We start from the raw sequence: 18,400 nt of genomic DNA, 5'->3' as shown, positions 1-18,400 counted from the left end.
CCGCGCTCCCTGGCCGGATCACCAGCACCCATGAAGGAGACTGCCATGCCGCAACTGCCGTATCGCTTTGTCGAGGTGAATCGCCTCCGCATGCGAATCGCCGAGCAGGGCCAGGGGCCGTTGGTGCTGCTTTGCCATGGCTTCCCCGAAACCGCCTATTCCTGGCGCCACCAGATCGCCGCGCTTGCAGCGGCGAACTATCGTGTCGTCGCCCCCGATCTCCGCGGGTTCGGCGGCACCGAAGGGCCTGCCGATGTCGGCCAGTATTCGATCCTGCATTTGGTCGCGGACATGGTCGGCCTGCTCGACGCGCTTGGCGAAGAGAAGGCGGTTATCGTCGGCAACGACTGGGGAGCGACATTGGCCTGGCAAGCGGCCCTCCTGCGCCCGGACCGGTTCCATGCGGTGGCGGCATTCGGCGTGCCGATGATGGGACAACCTCCCGTGCCGCCGACGCGTATCTTCCCGCAAACCGACGATGCCCTCTTCTACACGCTCTATTTTCAACAGCCCGACCTGGCCGAAGCCGAGTTCGAACGCGACGTCGGCCTGACGCTGCGCAAGATCCTGTTTGCTGCGTCGGGTGATGCGGGGGCGAGGCGCGAAGGCGACGGAACGCCCAATCCCTTCGCCATGGTGAGCCGTGACAGGGGTCTGCTGGCGCCGCTGCCGACGCCCGATGCCCTGCCGTCATGGCTGAGCGAGGCCGACCTCGACGCCTATGTCGGCGATTTCCAGGCCAGCGGGTTCCGGGGCGGGTTGAACCTCTATCGCAATCTCGACCGCAACTGGGAAATGCAGCACGCGTTTTCGGGACTCAAGGTTGCGGTGCCGGCGCTCTATCTCGTCGGCGAACGCGACGTCGGGCTGCAGATCCCGGGCATGCGCGACATCATCGCGGCGATGCCCGCGCTCGTGCCGCAGCTTAGGCAGCCGATCTACCTGGAGGGCTGCGGCCATTGGCCCTCGCAAGAGCGGCCGGTGCTTGTCTCGGACGCGCTGCTTTCGTTCCTGAGGGCTCTTTGACCAAGGCCCGGTCACCACGGCTGTAAAGTCGAACGGCTCGCCCTGGCGAGCCGTTCGACTTTACGTTACCTCCGCAGCAGCTCGCCAAAACGGTCGACCTCTTCGGGCGACGTGGCGAAGCTGGTGACGAAGCGGTAGAGCGTTTCGTCCTCGCCGAGCTGTCCGTCGAAACCGGCCGGCGCGTGCCAGTCGTAGAAGGCGGCACCCGCGGCAAGAGCCGCGTTGGCGACTTCCGTCCTGATGACCGCGAACACCTCGTTGGCCTGGGGCTGCCAGGCAAGGCGGGCGACAGACGAGCCCGAGATGGCCGCGGCCAGGCGTGTCGCCATCGCATTGGCGTGGTGGGCGGTGTCCAGCCACAGGCCGCCGTCGAAATAGGCGTCGAACTGGGCCGAGATGAAGCGCGACTTGGAGAACAGCTGGGCCGAGCGCTTGCGCAGGAAAGCCATTTCCTTGGCGCGGTCGAGATCGAACAGCACGATCGCCTCGGCGCACCAGCAGCCGTTCTTGGTGCCGCCGAAGGAGACGATGTCGACGCCCCGCTTCCAGGTCATCTCGGCCGGCGTTGTGTCGAGCGAGACCAGCGCATTGGCGAAGCGCGCGCCATCCATGTGCAGCGGCAGCGAATATTGCCTGGCGATGGCCGAAATGGCCTTGATCTCGTCGAGTCCGTAGACGGTGCCGACCTCGGTCGACTGCGTCATCGAGATCGCCATCGGCCGACCGGCATGGACGAATTCGGGCGCGAAACGGGCGACCGCGCGTTCGAGGTTGCGGACGTCCATGCGGCCCAGCGTTCCGTCGATGGCATGAAGCCTGGAGCCGCCGGTGAAATATTCGGGCGCGCCGCATTCGTCCTCGATGATGTGTGCTTCGCGATGGCCGAAGGAAATGCCGCCGGGGCGGTTGTAGGCAGCCAGTGCCAGCGAGTTCGCCGCGGTGCCGGTGGCGACGAAGAACACCGCCACCTCGCGTTCGAATATCTCGCTGAAACGCGCGTAGACAGCCTGGTCGAGATCGCCGTCGCCATAGGCCCGGCTGAAGCCTGCCGCACTGGCGTGCAGCCGTTCGGCGATCCTGGGGTGCGCGCCGGCCCAATTGTCTGATGCGAAAAACATGTTATCCGTCCGTGATATGGCTGTCGGAGACTGCGTGGCAGGGATGCCCGAGCTAGAGCGGGTTTTGGCGTTTTCGGCAAGTCCGGGGCCTGGAAATCGATTGAGACAGCGGGCAGGGCGCTTTTGACCAGTTGTTCAAAAGTTACGCCAGGCATGAGTTCGGCGAAATTTTCTGTCTTTCCGGATGCGGAAAATTCGTGAATCGGTCTTGTGCGTATTCAAGAATTCTGTCATACGAAATTTAGGACAGCAGTGCTGTCTTATTTATCTGCCCAAAGCGGAACGGATTTGGCGTATGATGACGCCACGTCCGTCTGCCGCCGCGAGCTGGGGTCAGAGGCCGTCCGGAGCGAATCCGGGCCCTGCCTGCCCGACTGGCGGTTCGGTGCCGGCTAAACGGCACTGCGCCGCAAGCATATCGAAAGCATATCTGAAGGTGAGCGGACCGGCACGTTGCCGTCCCAAAGCGAACTGCCCGGATCGGGCCGGAATGGAGAGAGATGATGACGGAGTTGACGCCATCTGTGACGACGGGTTTTGTGCCGGCCGCGCAGACGAAAGCGGCCAACAAGAAAACCGATCATCTCCGAACCACCACCGGCTATGCAGCGCATGGCCTTTACGATCCGCGCAACGAGCATGACGCCTGCGGCGTCGGCTTCATCGCCCAGATGAAGGGCATCAAGTCGCACCAGATCGTCAAGGACGGGCTGTTCATGCTCGAGAACCTGACGCATCGCGGTGCCGTCGGTGCCGACCCGCTGATGGGCGACGGCGCTGGCGTGCTGGTGCAGATCCCTGACAGCTTCTTCCGCGAAGAGATGGCCAAGCAGGACATCGAGCTGCCGGCTCCCGGCCAGTACGGCGTCGGCCACTGGTTCATGCCGCAGGACGCCGCGACGCGCGAACATGTCATCGACATCATCCGCGAGTCGGCGCAGTCGGAAGGCTTGCCGCTGATCGGCTTCCGCGACGTGCCGGTCGACAACTCCTCGCTGTCGAAGGCACCTGAAATCGCGGCTTCCGAGCCGTTCCACTGCCAGGTGTTCATCGGGCGCACGCCTGAGATCGATGACGACGAGGAATATGAAGCGCGGCTTTATCTGCTGCGTAAGGTCATTTCCGGGCGCATCTATGCCGAGCACAACAACCGCGATGTCGGCGCCTATTGCGTGTCGCTGTCGGCGCGTACCATCGTCTACAAGGGCATGTTCCTGGCCTTCCAGGTCGGCGCTTATTACAAGGACCTCAATGATCCGCGCTTCGAGACCGCGCTGATCCTCGTCCACCAGCGCTTCTCGACCAACACCTTCCCGTCGTGGAAGCTGGCGCACCCGTACCGCATGGTCGCCCACAATGGCGAAATCAACACGGTGCGCGGCAACAACAACTGGATGGCGGCGCGCCAGGCCTCGGTCGACAGCGAGCTGTTCGGCAACAACATCTCCAAGCTCTGGCCGATCTCCTATGAGGGGCAGTCGGACACGGCCTGCTTCGACAACGCGCTCGAGTTCCTGTTCCAGGGCGGCTACAAGCTGGCGCACGCCATGATGATGCTGATCCCGGAAGCCTGGGCCGGCAACAAGTCGATGGATGCCGACCGCAAGGCCTTCTACGAGTATCACGCAGCGCTGATGGAGCCGTGGGACGGCCCGGCGGCGGTGTGCTTCACCGACGGCCGCCAGATCGGCGCGACGCTCGATCGCAACGGTCTGCGTCCGGCCCGCTACATCGTCACCGACGACGACCGGGTGATCCTGGCCTCGGAGGCCGGCGTGCTGCCGGTCGCCGAAAAGCACATCGTCAAGAAGTGGCGCCTGCAGCCCGGCAAGATGCTGCTGATCGACCTGGTCGAGGGCCGCATCATCTCGGACGAGGAGATCAAGTCCGAGATCGCCACCAAGCACCCCTACAAGACGTGGCTGGCCAACACCCAGCTGATCCTCGAGGAGCTGAAGCCGGTCGAGCCGCGCGAGCTGCGCAAGGACGTCTCGCTGCTCGATCGCCAGCAGGCCTTCGGCTACACCCAGGAAGACACCAAGCTGCTGATGTCGCCGATGGCGACGACAGGCCAGGAAGCCGTCGGCTCGATGGGCACCGACACGCCGATCTCGGCGATGTCGGACAAGGCCAAGCTGCTCTACACATACTTCAAGCAGAACTTCGCCCAGGTCACCAACCCGCCGATCGATCCGATCCGCGAGGAGCTGGTGATGAGCCTGGTGTCGTTCATCGGCCCGCGCCCGAACATCTTCGATCTGGTCGGCTCCTCCCGCCGGAAGCGGCTCGAGGTGCGCCAGCCGATCCTGACCAATGGCGATCTCGAGAAGATCCGCTCCATCGGCCACACCGAGGACCGCTTCGATACCAAGACGATCGATATCACCTATGCGGCGGCCGAAGGCGCTGCCGGCATGGCAGGTGCCATCGAGCGGCTGTGCGAGCGTGCCGAAGCGGCGGTCGCCGGCGGCTACAACATCATCATCCTGTCCGATCGCCAGATCGGGCCCGATCGCATCGACATCCCGACGCTGCTGGCAACGGCGGCCGTCCACCACCACCTGATCCGCAAGGGCCTGCGCACTTCGGTCGGCCTCGTGGTGGAATCGGGCGAGCCGCGCGAGGTGCACCACTTCTGCTGCCTGGCCGGCTACGGCGCCGAGGCGATCAACCCGTACCTGGCCTTCGACACGCTGACCGACATGCACAAGCGCGGCGAATTCCCGCCGGAAGTCGACGGCTCGGAAGTCGTCGGCCGCTACATCAAGTCGATCGGCAAGGGCATCCTCAAGGTGATGTCCAAGATGGGCATCTCGACCTACCAGTCTTATTGCGGCGCGCAGATATTCGACGCCATCGGCCTCAAGACCGACTTCGTCGAGAAGTACTTCACCGGCACCGCGACCAACATCGAAGGCGTCGGCCTCGATGAAATCTCGGCCGAGACGGTGGCGCGCCATGCGTCCGCCTTCGGCGAAGACCCGGTGCTGCGCAACGCGCTCGACGTCGGCGGCGAGTACATGTACCGCATGCGCGGCGAAGCCCACATGTGGACGCCTGACGCGGTCGCATCGCTCCAGCATGCCGTTCGCAGCGGTTCGTGGTCGACCTTCAAGGAGTTCTCGGCCCAGATCGACAGCGAGACGGCGCGTGCCCAGGCCATCCGTGGCATGTTCCATATCAAGTCTGCCGAGGAGAGCGGGCGCAAGCCGGTTTCCATCGACGACGTCATGCCGGCGGCCGAGATCGTCAAGCGCTTCTCGACTGGGGCGATGTCCTTCGGCTCGATCAGCCGCGAGGCGCATTCGACGCTGGCCGTCGCCATGAACCGGATCGGCGGCAAGTCGAACACCGGCGAGGGCGGCGAGGAGCCGGACCGCTACCTGCCGCTGCCCGACGGCTCGGTGAACCCGGAACGTTCGGCGATCAAGCAGGTGGCCTCGGGCCGCTTCGGCGTGACGACCGAATATCTGGTCAACTCCGACATGATGCAGATCAAGGTGGCGCAGGGTGCCAAGCCCGGCGAGGGCGGCCAACTGCCCGGTCACAAGGTCGACGCGACGATCGCCAAGACCCGCCATTCGACGCAAGGCGTGGGTCTGATTTCGCCGCCGCCGCATCACGACATCTATTCGATCGAAGATCTGGCGCAGCTGATCTATGACCTGAAGAACGTCAACCCGGCGGCCGATGTGTCGGTCAAGCTCGTGTCGGAAGTGGGCGTCGGCACGGTTGCGGCTGGTGTCGCCAAGGCGCGCGCCGACCACATCACGATCTCCGGCTATGACGGCGGCACGGGCGCTTCGCCGCTCACCTCGCTCAAGCATGCCGGCAGCCCGTGGGAGATGGGCCTTGCCGAGACGCACCAGACGCTGGTGCTGAACGGCCTGCGTTCGCGCGTCGCGCTCCAGGTCGACGGCGGCTTGCGCACCGGCCGCGACGTCGTCATAGGCGCTCTGCTGGGCGCCGACGAGTTCGGCTTCTCGACAGCGCCGCTGATCGCGGCGGGTTGCATCATGATGCGCAAGTGCCATCTCAACACCTGCCCGGTTGGCGTCGCCACCCAGGATCCGGTGCTGCGCAAGCGCTTCAAGGGCACGCCCGAGCATGTCATCAACTACTTCTTCTACGTCGCCGAAGAGGTGCGCGAGCTCCTGGCCAAGATGGGCTTCACCCATCTCGACCAGATCATCGGCGACGCCGACCTGCTTGAGAAGCGCGAGCTGATCAACCACTGGAAGTCGCGCGGCCTGGACTTCTCCAAGGTGTTCTACAAGCCGGATGCGCCTGCCTCGGCGACGCACTGGACCGAGCGCCAGAAGCACCCGATCGACGACGTGCTCGACCGCAAGCTGATCGCGGAAGCCAGGCCCGCGCTCGAGTCACGGCAGCCGGTGAAGATCGAGGCAACCATCCGCAACGTCGACCGCTCCGCCGGTGCGATGCTGTCGGGCGAGGTCGCCAAGCGCTTCAAGCACAAGGGCCTGCGCGAAGACACCATCTCGGTGAAGCTGACCGGCACTGCCGGCCAGTCCTTCGGCGCCTTCCTGACGCGCGGCGTTTCGTTCGAACTGGTCGGCGACGGCAACGACTATGTCGCCAAGGGCCTGTCGGGCGGCCGCATCGTCATCCGCCCGCCCGAAGATTCCAAGATCGTCGCCGAAGACTCTATCATCGTCGGCAACACCGTGCTCTACGGCGCCATCGAAGGTGAGTGCTACTTCCGCGGTGTGGCCGGCGAACGCTTCGCCGTCCGCAACTCGGGTGCCGTCACCGTCGTCGAAGGCGTCGGCGACCATGGCTGCGAGTACATGACTGGCGGCGTCGTCGTCGTCATCGGCAAGACGGGCCGCAACTTCGCGGCGGGCATGTCGGGCGGTGTCGCCTATGTGCTCGACGAGGAAGGCGATTTCGCCGAGCGCTGCAACATGGCGATGGTCGAGCTCGAGCCTGTCCCTGAAGAGGACGACATGCTGGAGAAGCTGCATCATCACGGCGGCGACATTGCCCACAAGGGCCGTGTCGATGTGTCGGGCGACATGACCCGCCACGACGAGGAGCGCCTGGTGCAGCTGATCTCGAACCACATGCACTACACCGGTTCGACCCGCGCCAAGCAGATCCTGGACGACTGGGCGAGCTACCGACCCAAATTCCGCAAGGTCATGCCGGTGGAATACCGCCGCGCGCTGATCGAGATGGAGCGCATGAGGATGAACGTCGCGGCGGAGTGACCGCGACCGTCCTGCCGGCGGCGCCCGAGAGGGCGCCCGCCATCGCATGCTTCATTTGAAGTGGTGGAATTTTACGCCCGCGCCGAGGTGCTGGGCATGACTGACGAGAGCGACGATGGGTAAGGTTACAGGTTTTCTCGAAATCGACCGGCAGGTGCACAAGTACCAGCCGGCTTCCGACCGCATCCGGCATTTCCGCGAATTCACGCTGCCGATGTCGGACAAGGAAGTGGAAAAGCAGGCTGCGCGCTGCATGGATTGCGGCATCCCGTTCTGCCATGGGCCGACCGGCTGTCCGGTCCACAACCAGATCCCCGACTGGAACGATCTGGTCTACAATGGCGACTGGGACAACGCGATCCGCAACCTTCATTCAACCAACAACTTCCCCGAATTCACCGGCCGCATCTGTCCCGCGCCTTGCGAGGAAGCCTGCACGCTGAACATCGAGGACATTCCGGTCGCCATCAAGACGGTCGAACAGGCGATCGCCGACAAGGCCTACGAGACCGGCTACATCAGGCCTTATCCGCCGGAGAAGAAAACCGGCAAGCGCGTCGCCGTCATCGGCTCGGGCCCCGCCGGCATGGCAGCGGCCCAGCAGCTCGGCCGTGCCGGGCATGACGTCCATGTTTACGAGCGCGAGAGCCGCCCCGGCGGCCTGCTGCGCTTCGGCATCCCGGACTTCAAGATGGAGAAGCACTATATCGACCGTCGCGTCGAGCAGATGGCGGGCGAGGGCGTGACCTTCCATTGCGGCGTCAATGTCGGCCTCGACAAGAAGGTCGCGGAACTGCTCGGCGAGTTCGACGCCGTGCTCTATTGCGGCGGCTCGGAAACGCCGCGTCCAGCGGGCATCCCCGGCGACGACCTCAAGGGCGTGCATGACGCGATGCCCTACCTCGTCCAGCAGAACAAGCGCGTCGGCGGCGAGGACATCCAGTCGGTCGCCTGGCCGTCCGAGCCGATCGTTGCCGGCGGCCAGCATGTCGTCGTCGTCGGCGGCGGCGACACCGCCTCCGACTGCGTCGGCACGGCATTCCGCCAGGGCGCGGTGCGCGTGACCCAGCTCGACATCCGGCCACAGCCGCCGGAGAAGGAAAACAAGCTCGCCGTGTGGCCCTATTGGGCGACCAAGATGCGGACCTCGTCGTCGCAGGCCGAAGGCGCGCAGCGCGAGTTCCAGGTGGCAACGCTGGAGTTCATCGGCGAGGAAGGCCAGCTGACCGGCGTGAAGTGCTGCGAGGTCGACGAGAAGCGCAAGCCGATCCCGGGCACCGAATTCGTGATCCGCGCCGATCTCGCCTTCATCGCCATCGGCTTTGCTGGCCCGATTTCCGGCGGCCTGGTCAAGGAGCTCGAAGGTAAGCTCGACATCGCCTCCGACAGCCGCCGTTCGACCAATGTCGCGGCCAACGAGCAGGACTACAGGACCAACGTCGACAAGCTCTACGCTGCCGGCGACGTCCGCCGCGGCCAGTCGCTGGTCGTCTGGGCGATCCGCGAGGGACGCCAGGCGGCGCAGTCGATCGACCTGGCGCTGATGGGTGCGAGCGTCCTGCCGCGCTGAATCGATGCGGGTGCGTCCTTCGGGGCTCGCCCGCAGACCCAAGAGCTGCAATGACAACGAGGGCTCGCACCTCAGATGAGGATCGTAACGCTACGGTCCTCATCTGAGGTGCGAGCCCTTGCTTTGCCTGGTGGATGGATCAATACCCTTTGCGGGCGGGTCTCGAAGGACGCACGGCGGGTCTTGCGTCCTACCGCCTGATCGCGGTCGTCGTTTCGGTGCCTTGCGCTGCCGGAAGCGGCTTGGGCGGCCAGGAAAAATCATCGGCGCGCCCGGGCGGGGCGGCAGGTGCTATGCCTTGCACGGCGAGTTTTTCGCCGGGCGAGCGCGGGTCGCCCTTGGGTGCCGCCTGCGCCCCCATCAATTCGGTGCCGCCATCGAGTTCGGGATCGGAAAGCGAGACCGGCACGGTGCGGTCGATGTTGACCGGCACGTTGAGTTCGCCCGGAGTCGCCTGCGGCAGGCTGGCGGGAACGACGGCCTCCATTCCCTGCGGGGTGATGCCGAGCAGCTTGTTGAGCGGTTTTTCGGCGAAGAAGGCGAGCTTGCGCTTGCCGGCGCGGGTGACGTTGATGCCGTCGTCGGAACGCAACCGCACCGGCTGGCCGTTGATGTCGGGGCCTGACGTGACGAAAGCGCCGTTCTCGTCGACGAAACCGTCCCAGACGTCGACGAATTCGCTGCCGGCTGCCTCGGTCGCGGCACGGTAGATGTCGTTGAAGGCAAGCATGTCGGTGCTCATCTTCGACGATTTGAACGCCGGCATGCCGACCCACAGGAACGGCACCTTGGTCTCGGCGATGGCCTTGGCGAGCTTTTCTGTGCGGGCGGCGTATTCCTTGGTCCACGCCGGGCTCATCGGCGGTTCGCGGTTGTCGGCGACCCGCATCTGCTGGCGGTCGTTGGAGCCCATCATGACGATGATGGCTGCCGGCTTTTCCTGCTCGATCAGTGCCTTGGCCTGCTCGGGCCAGTTGTAGTGATCCTCGCGCACGAAGCCCGACGAACCGTTGGTCCTGTCGACGACTCGGATCTTGGCATTCTCTGCAAAGACGGTGCCCAGCCCCTCCGCAAGGCCGCCGCCGAGGAAGTCGCCGATGACCAGCACGACGCGTGCGTCGGCCGCTTTCTCGATCACCGGCACGACGGGCTCGGCCGGGCGGCTGACGTTGCCGGCGGTCGCCTTCGGCTTGCGCGGCGTCTTGCGGATCTTCTTGCGCGGCTGATCCTGCGGCTGTTCGAGGATATAGGGGTCGACGCGCTCGCGGCGCGGCATGAACAGGTCACGCAGCGACCAGCGCCGCAATATGCCCTCCTGGGCAATGGCCGGGGAGGGCGCGGTGCTGGCAATCGCGGTCAACGTGATCGCCGCCGCGACCAGCGGCATCGTCAGGCGCAGAGCGACTTTTCCCGAACGCGACGATGCCAACAGCAACCTCCGATTGCTAATTCCGCCTCAGCCTGTTGAGCACTTCCATGCTCGGATGGCCGTCCTGCGTCAAGCCCAGCTGTGCCTGGAAAGTCTTGATCGCCGAGCGCGAACCCTCGCCGATCTTGCCGTCCGCCTTGCCGTCGTAATAGCCATGCGCCGACAGCCGCTTCTGCAGCTCCTGCTTCTCCTCGAAGCTGAGCTTTGTGAAGGGGCGCTTCCAGTCCTGCACCAGACCGCCATAGCCGGCGATTTCGTCGGCAAGAAGACCAACGGCGAGCGCATATTTGTCGGCGTTGTTGTAGCGCTTGATGACCGAAAAGTTCTTGGTCATCAGGAAGGCCGGGCCGCCGCGGCCGTCCGGCACCTTGAGCGTCGCCACGTCGGAGCCGCGCTTGAAGGCCTTGCCATTGGCGCGTTCGACGCCGAGCGCTGCCCATTTGTCGAGCGTCATCGAGCCGGACGGGAACTTGCGGCCCTCGGGCAGCACGACCTCGTAGCCCCAGGTCTTGCCGCCCTGCCAGCCGTTCTTCTTCAACAGGTTGGCGGCGGTTGCGAGCGCGTCGGGCACCGAATTCCAGATGTCGCGCTTGCCGTTGCCGTCGGCGTCGACGGCATAGGCCTGGTAGCTGGTCGGGATGAACTGGGTGTGGCCCATGGCGCCGGCCCAGGAGCCGACGAGGTGGCTCTCGTCGATGTCGCCGCGCTGCAGGATCTTGAGCGCCGCTATCAGCTGTGTCCGGGCGAACTTCGCGCGCCGCTTGTCGCCATAGGCGAGCGTCGACAGCGAGCGCACGACATTGCGCATCACCTTGTCGTTCTTGAGAATCTCGCCGTAGTTCGATTCCATCGACCAGATGGCAAGCAGGATGTAGCGGTCGACGCCAAACTTGGCCTCGATGCGGTCGAGCCACGGCTTCCACTTGCGGGCCATCTCGCGGCCGACCGTGATCGACTGGTCATGGACGCGATTGTCGAAATAGTCCCAGACGGGGGCGGTGAATTCGGGCTGGAAACGGGCCTTTTCCAGCACTTCGGGGTCGGCCGAGGTCACACCGCGAAAGGCGCGGTCGTAGGTCGAGCCGGAAATCCCGTTGTCTGCGGCGACCGAGCGGAAGCTCGCCACCCAGCGCTGGAAGCCGGCTTCGGCCGCCGCCGGGCCGGCCGGCAGCATGAATGCCAGCGAAAGGCCGGCGATTGCAGCGGCGCTTGCGAGGCCTCTGGCGGTCTTGCGAAGGGGCATTCTTTCCTCCTTGGAGAGATCAGAAATACGATTCATCGCCGATGCCGGTTATCAATCAGTTTACCATAGCCCCCTTGGGGAACGAAAAGCGGTTCTGGCGATTGTTTCCCGACTGGTTTCGACAATCAAGATCGCGTGATCGATCCTCTTGCCGGCTGCCGGCGAATATGTGAACGCATTCAGTATTCATCAATTCCGCTATGGCAGTGTGCCTGCCCGATACTCGTAATCCTCCATCGGATGAACCAAGCAATGAAAAGAGTTCGCAAGGCAGTTTTCCCGGTCGCGGGCCTCGGCACGCGTTTTCTGCCTGCCACCAAGTCGATCCCCAAGGAAATGCTGACGGTCGTCGATCGTCCGGTGATTCAATACGTGGTCGACGAAGCACGCGAGGCGGGTATCGAACACTTCATCTTCGTCACCGGCCGCAACAAGGCCGTCATCGAAGATCATTTCGACGTGCAGTTCGAACTCTACGATACGCTGGCCCAGCGCGGCAAAAGCGAACAGCTCGAGCGTCTGCAGCGCCTGCAGCCGGCGCCCGGCCAAACCTCGTTCACCCGCCAGCAGGTCCCGCTCGGCCTTGGCCATGCGGTGTGGTGCGCGCGTGAGCTGGTCGGTGACGAGCCCTTCGCGCTGCTTCTGCCCGACATGATCATGCAGTCGGAAAAGAGCTGCATGCGCGAGATGGTCGAGCTTTATGCCGAGACAGGCAACAACATCATCGCGGTGCAGGAATGCGATCCGGCCGAGGCGCACAAATACGGCATCGTCGGCAAGGGCAAGGCGGTCCACACCGGCTTCGAGATCGAAGGCATGGTGGAAAAGCCGAAGCAGGGAACTGCGCCGTCGAACCTGTTCATCAACGGCCGCTACATCCTGCAGCCGGAGATCTTTGACATCCTGGCCAAGCAGGAGCGCGGCGCCGGCGACGAGATCCAGCTCACCGATGCGATGCTGAAGCTGGAGAAGCAGCAGTCCTTCTACGGCTATCACTATCGCGGCCGCACATTCGACTGCGGTTCGCCGGAAGGCTTCGTCGAGGCCAACGTCGCCTTTGCGCTGTCGCGCGCCGACATCAACGAGCGCATGGCCGGCGTCATCGAAGGCTTGCTCGGCGAGATGAAGCCCGGCCGCTGATCCCTGTCGAAATGTCGCCCGCGCGCCAGCTTTGGACGCGCGGAGCGATGGCCATCGGCATCGCAGCCGTATAGACATCTCCTGCCAGGTGCCCGCAGCGATGCGGGAGAATCGGGAACACGGTGCAAATCCGTGGCGTGCCCAACGCTGTAAGAGGGACCGCATCGGCAATAGCCACTGTTCGTAGAACGGGAAGGCGCCGGAGGCGGGTTGAACTCGAGCCAGAAGACCGGCCCGGCAGAAATCGTCCACCGCATGGTCAGGCGGGGGAAACCGATTTGCTCGCCAGGGGACACGCGATGCCGGCCGACCATGCCCATGCCCATTCAGGCTGTTTCGACCTTGCTGCCCAGGAGGCCGTCTACCGCGCCATCTTCACGCGGCGCGACGTGCGCAGCCACTTTTTGCCCGACCCGCTCGACGACGACATGCTGGCGCGCCTGCTGATGGCGGCCCATCACGCGCCGTCGGTGGGTTTCATGCAACCGTGGAACTTCATCGTCATCCGCGATCAACGGCGCAGGCAACAGGTGCGCGACCTGTTCCTGGCCGCCCGCCAGCAGGAACTGCCGCATATCGCCGAGGAGCGGCAGGCGCTGTACCGCAAGCTCAAGCTCGAGGGCATCTGCGAGAGCCCGCTCAACCTCGTCGTCACCTGCGACCGCAGCCGGTCGCGGAACTCGCCGCTGGGGCGATGGCACAATCCCGAGATGGACCTCTACAGCACCGTTTGCGCAGTCCAGAATTTCTGGCTGGCGGCGCGGGCCGAAGGCGTCGGCGTCGGCTGGGTCAGCATCATCGACCGAGAGGCGCTGAAGCGGATGCTCGCCATTCCCGAACATGTCGTGCCGGTCGCCTATCTCTGCGTCGGTCGGGTGTCGGAATTCGCCGCAAGACCCGATCTCGAACGCCATGGCTGGGGCAGCCGGCTGCCGCTTGCCGACCTGATCATGAGCGAGGAGTATTGCGGCGACGGCGAAACGGAGCTGAAAGACGCCGCAGCCAGGCTGGCCGGTACTCCGGTTGGCGCCTAGCGCTGCACCCTCAACCCGACAAAGACGCTGTTGGTCTTGCTGTCGCGGCCGGCCAGGGTGCTGTCGAAGGTTTCGTGGCGCAGCCTGCCGGTGAGGCCGGCATAGCGGTTGAGCCACCAGGTCAGGCCGGCTTCGGCGCTGAGCCTGAGTTCATGGTCGTCCCTGCCAGCATAGTCGCGCCAGCCGACGCCGGCCGCGGCAAAGCCGGTGAGATTGGCGCGAATCTGACGCCCGACGCCGAGGCGGCCGGTGTAGAGCACCGAGCCGCTTTCGCCCGGCGTTGTCGAACCTTCGACCTGCGTCGTCCCGTTGAGCGTAACGATGGTGCCGCGCATCGGCGACCAGCGCAGATCCGCGGCGATCGTCGCCGCCGAAATCGTCTCCAGCCGGTCGTCGTCGAAGTCTTCCGAAAGCCAGCCTGCGGAAATCTCGCCGCCGAACTTCTCGCCCATGTCGAGCTCGACGCCGGCGCGGGCGCCGATCCGGTTGGACGAGCGTTCGAAACCGGCCGTGTCGAACCTGAGATCGTAGACGCGGCGGCCGTATTCGATCTCGCCGAAGGGTGTCAGCGCCGGGGAAATCTCATATCCGGCACGGAAACGGCCGGTATAGAGCGTCGAGTTCCTGTCTTCCTGCGAAAGCGTGCCGCCGCCCGACAGGTCGGCGTCGCTGAAACTCTCTTTGGCGGCTTCGCCGGTCACGGCAAAGCGCAGCTTGCCGACGTCCTTCTCGACACCGATGCTGCCGTCGAGGGTGTGGCGCACGGGGCGCGACGCGGTGCCGACGATCACCACCGGCGAACTCGCCGATTCCGGGCGGATGTCGTAGCCGAGGGTGGCGATGGCGCGGATATCGTCGGCGAAGTCGAGCTGCAGCCGGCCGTCGATGCCGGCCTCGACATCCTCGACCTCCTGGCCCGAGACGGACTTGCGGACATTGCCGTAGGCGTCGATGGTGGCCGAGTGGCTGTCCCAGTCTGAGGCCGCATTCAGGCGCAGCGTGGTTTCCGACAGCACCGCCGACTTGCCGTCCGAACTCGAATCGGCGTTGGAGGTGGCGGTGACGCCCTGTTCGAGGCTCGGCTTGAGCAGGAAGGTGCCGAAGCGGATGCCTGTCGGCTCGAACGGGTTTTCGTCCGGCACCGGCCTGCGGCCCTCGATCGCTCGCTGACGCTCCGATTCCGGGCCGTTTTCTTCCGCGATCAGCGAATCGACGGTTCCCTGCCGCACCGTGCCGGTGGTCAATTCTTCATCCTGCTCCGGCGTGGCAGCTGTCGTTGCGGCTGCCCTAGCGGGGGCGGCGCGTCTTTCGCGTGCTTCCCTGGAGCGCTGGATTGCGGTCGTCGTCGGACGGCTGGACGGGTTGGCGGCATCGGCCGCATAGGCGTTGGGTGGTTCGCTAAACAGGTCGTCCGTGCCGGCCGGGTCGGTTTGCTCCGGCACGGCGCCAGGGCTGATGGGCTGGTAGGTGGCCGCCTGGTCCTGGATTTCGGGGGCAGGCTGCTGTGCCGGTCGCCGGCGCAACAACTGTGCGGTCGTGTCGGCCTCGTTGACCGCGCCGCGCAGGCCGGCTTCCTGGGCATGCACCGGCAGGGCGCAAAGCAGGGTTGCTGCGCTTGCCGTTGCCAGCAAGAAGCGCAATCCCGCACCGCTCATTCGCCTGTTTTGCCCTGGCCTGACCTGCGCCATCTTCACCACTGCTTCGCCGGCGCAAGGGGCCGCACTTACCAACTGGTAAATCGCCATGGTTAACGGAGCGTTTCCAGCCGCCGCCAGGGCCGGCCGTGCCGGGCGGATAATCATGGACAGAGGCGGTACGACGCGCTAACGCATGCGCCATGCACGCTGGATCGCTGAAAAAAGAGCCGGACCCGCAGGCGTCGATCGCCTCGGCGCTCCGCACCGTCGCTACCGAGCAGGTCGGCATCGCCGCGCTTGCCGCCGCGCTCGATGGCCCCTTGGCGGACCCCTTCGCCAAGGCTGTCTCGATCCTGGGCCAGCTCAGCGGCCGGGCGATCATCACCGGCGTCGGCAAGAGCGGACATATCGGCTCCAAGCTGGCGGCGACCTTCGCCTCGACCGGAACGCCGGCCTATTTCGTGCACCCCTCGGAAGCCATCCATGGCGACCTCGGCATGATCACCAAGGACGACGCCATCGTCGCGCTGTCCTGGTCGGGCGAGACCGCCGAGCTCAAGGGCATCGTCGCCTATTCGAGGCGCTTTTCGATCCCGCTGATCGCGCTTACCGCAGGCGATTCTTCGGCGCTGGCGCGCCAGGCCGACGTCGTCCTGTCGCTGCCGCGTGCGCCGGAGGCCTGTCCGCACGGCCTTGCGCCCACGACCTCGACGCTGCTGCAACTCGTCATCGGCGATGCGCTGGCGGTGGCCCTGCTCGAGGCACGCGGCTTCACCGCCGACCATTTCCGCACCTTCCATCCCGGCGGCCAGCTCGGCGCGAGCCTGATGCCGGTCGGCGACCTGATGCACAAGGGCGACGAAATGCCGATCGTCGCGATCGGTACCAAGATGCCCGAGGCGGTGAAGACGCTGTCGAAGAAGCGCTTCGGCTGCGTCGTCGTCGTCGACGCGCAGGGCAGGCTGGCCGGCATCGTCACCGATGGCGACCTGGCTCGCAATCTCGACCGCAACCTCGCCGAGACCAATGTCGAGGACATCATGACCCGGCAGCCCAAGACAGTGCCGCCCGAGATGCTGGCGGGCACAGCGACGGCGATGCTCAACGAGCACAATATCAGCGCCATACCGGTGGTCGAAGGCGACAGGCCTGTCGGCATCGTCCATTTCCACGATCTTCTGAGGATCGGCGCGGCTTAGGACCTTTGGTTCTGGAGTCGACTGTCTTCGTCTTCCAACGACTTGCCGAAACGCCCCCAGTAGCCCTCATGGTGAGCCTGTCGAACCACGAGGGCGCCAGGCTATGGCGCGTGCCTGTCGTTCGACAATCCGATTTACAGCGGGGTTTTTGGGTAGTCCGAGCTGGCGCATGGGGTTGCGCTGACGCCCTCGTGGTTCGACAGGCTCACCATGAGGGCTTCTGCGGGGCCTGCGATCTGCGGCCAGGGCAAGCACTTGCTGCCTGCGTCTCAATCAGGCTTCAGACAGCCTCCACCACCAGCTCCAGGTCGGTGTCGGCGGCAGCGGTGACGCGCACCTGCGTGCCCACGGGCAGGTCGGGCCCCGACACGCGCCAAGTCGTGTCGCCGAGCTTGATGCGGCCGCGTCCTTCCTTGATCGGCTCGGTCAGCGTCGCGGTGCGGCCGATCATCTGGGCGCCGCGCCGGTTGAGCAGCGGCTGGTCGGAGGGGTCCTCGCGGTCGCGGACGATCTTCTTGCCGACATAGGCCGAGGCGAGCGCCAGCACGAGGAAGACCAGCACCTGCACCTGCCAGCTCCAGAACGCGGCGTCCCAGAGCAGCAGCGAGGCCGAGCCGACGATCAGCGCGGCAATGCCGATCCACAGCAGGAACACTCCGGGCGCGAAGATCTCCAGGCAGAGCAGGATGAAGCCGAGCAGCATCCAGTTCCAGGGACCGAGTTCGGCAACGACGCTTGCGATCATGTGCGGGTCCTCACTTCACGTCGTGCCAGGTTCAGTTCTGCTCCGGGGGAATTCTCGGCGTCCGCGAGGCCTGGCGCTGCGCCCCGGCAGTGCCTTCGGCGCGGAACACCTCCTTGGCGATCTCGCCGATGCCGCCGAGCGTGCCGATCAGCGACGACGCCTCCATCGGCATCAGCACGACCTTGCTGTTCGACGCCGAGCCGATCTTGGCCAGCGCTTCGGTGTATTTCTGGGCGACGAAGTAGTTGATCGCCTGGACGTCGCCCTTGGCGATGGCTTCCGACACCACCTGGGTAGCGCGGGCTTCCGCCTCGGCGGCGCGTTCGCGCGCCTCGGCATCGCGGAAGGCGGCCTCGCGGCGGCCTTCGGCCTCCAGCACCTGTGCCGCCTTCAAACCCTCGGCCTCGAGGATCTGGGCGCGCTTGTTGCGCTCGGCCATCATCTGGCGGGCCATCGATTCCACCAGGTTGGCCGGCGGGTTGATGTCCTTGATCTCGACGCGGGTGACCTTGATGCCCCAGGGGTGGGCGGCTTCGTCGACGACGCGCAGCAGACGCTCGTTGATGGCGTCACGGTTGGACAGCAGCTCGTCGAGGTCCATCGAGCCCATTACCGTGCGGATGTTGGTCATCGTCAGGTTGAGGATGGCGTTCTGCAGGCCGGCGACCTGGTAGGCGGCCTGGGGCGCGCTCAGCACCTGGTAGAAGGCGACGCCGTCGACCGCCACGATGGCGTTGTCGCGGGTGATGACTTCCTGGGTCGGCACGTCGAGCACCTGCTCCATCATGTTCATCTTGGCGCCGACGCGGTCGATGAAGGGGATGATCAGGTTGAGGCCGGGCGTCAGGGTCTTGGTGTAGCGGCCAAAGCGTTCGACCGTGTAGTTGTAGCCCTGCGGGATGGTCTTGATGCCGGCAAACAGCAGCAAAAGCACCAGTACGACAAGGACCGGGATGACCAGATCGAAACCGCTGAAGTCCATTCGAAACACCCCCGCAAGTTGAGTGCGCGATTCACAGGTCGCG

General features: G+C 65.1%; 12 protein-coding genes and 1 riboswitch. Of the genes, 6 read left to right on the top strand and 6 right to left on the bottom strand.

All coding sequences use genetic code 11. From position 1 onward, the window contains the following. Positions 1–54: 54 nt before the first annotated feature. Positions 55–1,026, top strand: a complete 972-nt coding sequence (locus tag GGR00_RS14800; RefSeq protein WP_184699877.1) for an alpha/beta fold hydrolase — start codon at positions 55–57, stop codon at positions 1,024–1,026. Between the two features lie 65 nt (positions 1,027–1,091). Here GGR00_RS14800 and GGR00_RS14795 read toward each other — a convergent pair whose 3' ends face one another. Next, a complete protein-coding gene (locus GGR00_RS14795; RefSeq protein WP_184699829.1) occupies positions 1,092–2,144 on the bottom strand; it encodes a threonine aldolase family protein in 1,053 nt (350 codons plus the stop codon). Positions 2,145–2,647: 503 nt separating this feature from the next. Here GGR00_RS14795 and gltB point away from each other — a divergent pair. Further along, on the top strand, positions 2,648–7,378 hold the full coding sequence (gltB, locus tag GGR00_RS14790) for a glutamate synthase large subunit (RefSeq protein WP_184699828.1): 4,731 nt from the start codon (positions 2,648–2,650) through the stop codon (positions 7,376–7,378). 115 nt (positions 7,379–7,493) lie between these two features. Beyond that, positions 7,494–8,948 (top strand): glutamate synthase subunit beta, encoded by a 1,455-nt coding sequence (locus tag GGR00_RS14785; RefSeq protein WP_184699827.1) that lies wholly within the window; start codon positions 7,494–7,496, stop codon positions 8,946–8,948. A gap of 190 nt (positions 8,949–9,138) precedes the next feature. Here GGR00_RS14785 and GGR00_RS14780 read toward each other — a convergent pair whose 3' ends face one another. Continuing rightward, complete coding sequence (locus tag GGR00_RS14780) at positions 9,139–10,380, bottom strand: SGNH/GDSL hydrolase family protein (RefSeq protein WP_246441398.1); 1,242 nt, start codon at positions 10,378–10,380, stop codon at positions 9,139–9,141. A gap of 13 nt (positions 10,381–10,393) precedes the next feature. Continuing rightward, positions 10,394–11,620 carry a lytic murein transglycosylase gene (locus GGR00_RS14775; protein WP_055979682.1) on the bottom strand — a complete coding sequence of 409 codons (1,227 nt, stop codon included), beginning with the start codon at positions 11,618–11,620 and terminating at the stop codon, positions 10,394–10,396. Positions 11,621–11,872: 252 nt separating this feature from the next. Between GGR00_RS14775 and galU the strand changes: the two genes are divergently transcribed. Both galU and bluB read left to right on the top strand, forming a co-directional pair. Continuing rightward, positions 11,873–12,760: a UTP--glucose-1-phosphate uridylyltransferase GalU gene (gene galU, locus GGR00_RS14770; RefSeq protein ID WP_055979679.1), complete on the top strand. Its 888-nt coding sequence runs from the start codon at positions 11,873–11,875 to the stop codon at positions 12,758–12,760. Positions 12,761–12,829: 69 nt separating this feature from the next. Beyond that, a riboswitch (cobalamin riboswitch) is annotated at positions 12,830–13,012 on the top strand. Between the two features lie 47 nt (positions 13,013–13,059). Beyond that, positions 13,060–13,794, top strand: coding sequence for a 5,6-dimethylbenzimidazole synthase (gene bluB, locus GGR00_RS14765; RefSeq protein WP_184699826.1), 735 nt, complete (start codon positions 13,060–13,062; stop codon positions 13,792–13,794). Here the strand turns inward: bluB and GGR00_RS14760 are convergent. Next, entirely contained in the window at positions 13,791–15,449 is a 1,659-nt protein-coding gene (locus tag GGR00_RS14760; protein WP_246441387.1) for an outer membrane beta-barrel protein, read from the bottom strand. The genes bluB and GGR00_RS14760 overlap by 4 nt on opposite strands. 182 nt (positions 15,450–15,631) lie before the next feature. On the opposite strand from GGR00_RS14760, the gene GGR00_RS14755 reads away from it, so the two are divergent. After that, a complete protein-coding gene (locus GGR00_RS14755; protein WP_055979671.1) occupies positions 15,632–16,630 on the top strand; it encodes a KpsF/GutQ family sugar-phosphate isomerase in 999 nt (332 codons plus the stop codon). A 280-nt stretch (positions 16,631–16,910) separates the two neighbouring features. Here GGR00_RS14755 and GGR00_RS14750 read toward each other — a convergent pair whose 3' ends face one another. Together GGR00_RS14750 and GGR00_RS14745 are read right to left on the bottom strand one after the other, a co-directional pair. Next, on the bottom strand, positions 16,911–17,375 hold the full coding sequence (locus GGR00_RS14750; protein ID WP_184699825.1) for an NfeD family protein: 465 nt from the start codon (positions 17,373–17,375) through the stop codon (positions 16,911–16,913). Between the two features lie 31 nt (positions 17,376–17,406). After that, on the bottom strand, positions 17,407–18,357 hold the full coding sequence (locus GGR00_RS14745) for an SPFH domain-containing protein (protein WP_055979663.1): 951 nt from the start codon (positions 18,355–18,357) through the stop codon (positions 17,407–17,409). Positions 18,358–18,400: the final 43 nt, after the last annotated feature.

It is taken from the genome of Aminobacter aganoensis, assembly GCF_014206975.1.
Lineage (GTDB): Bacteria > Pseudomonadota > Alphaproteobacteria > Rhizobiales > Rhizobiaceae > Aminobacter > Aminobacter aganoensis.
Note: the sequence above shows the minus strand (reverse complement) of the source record. Positions and strands in the feature narration are given on the sequence as shown.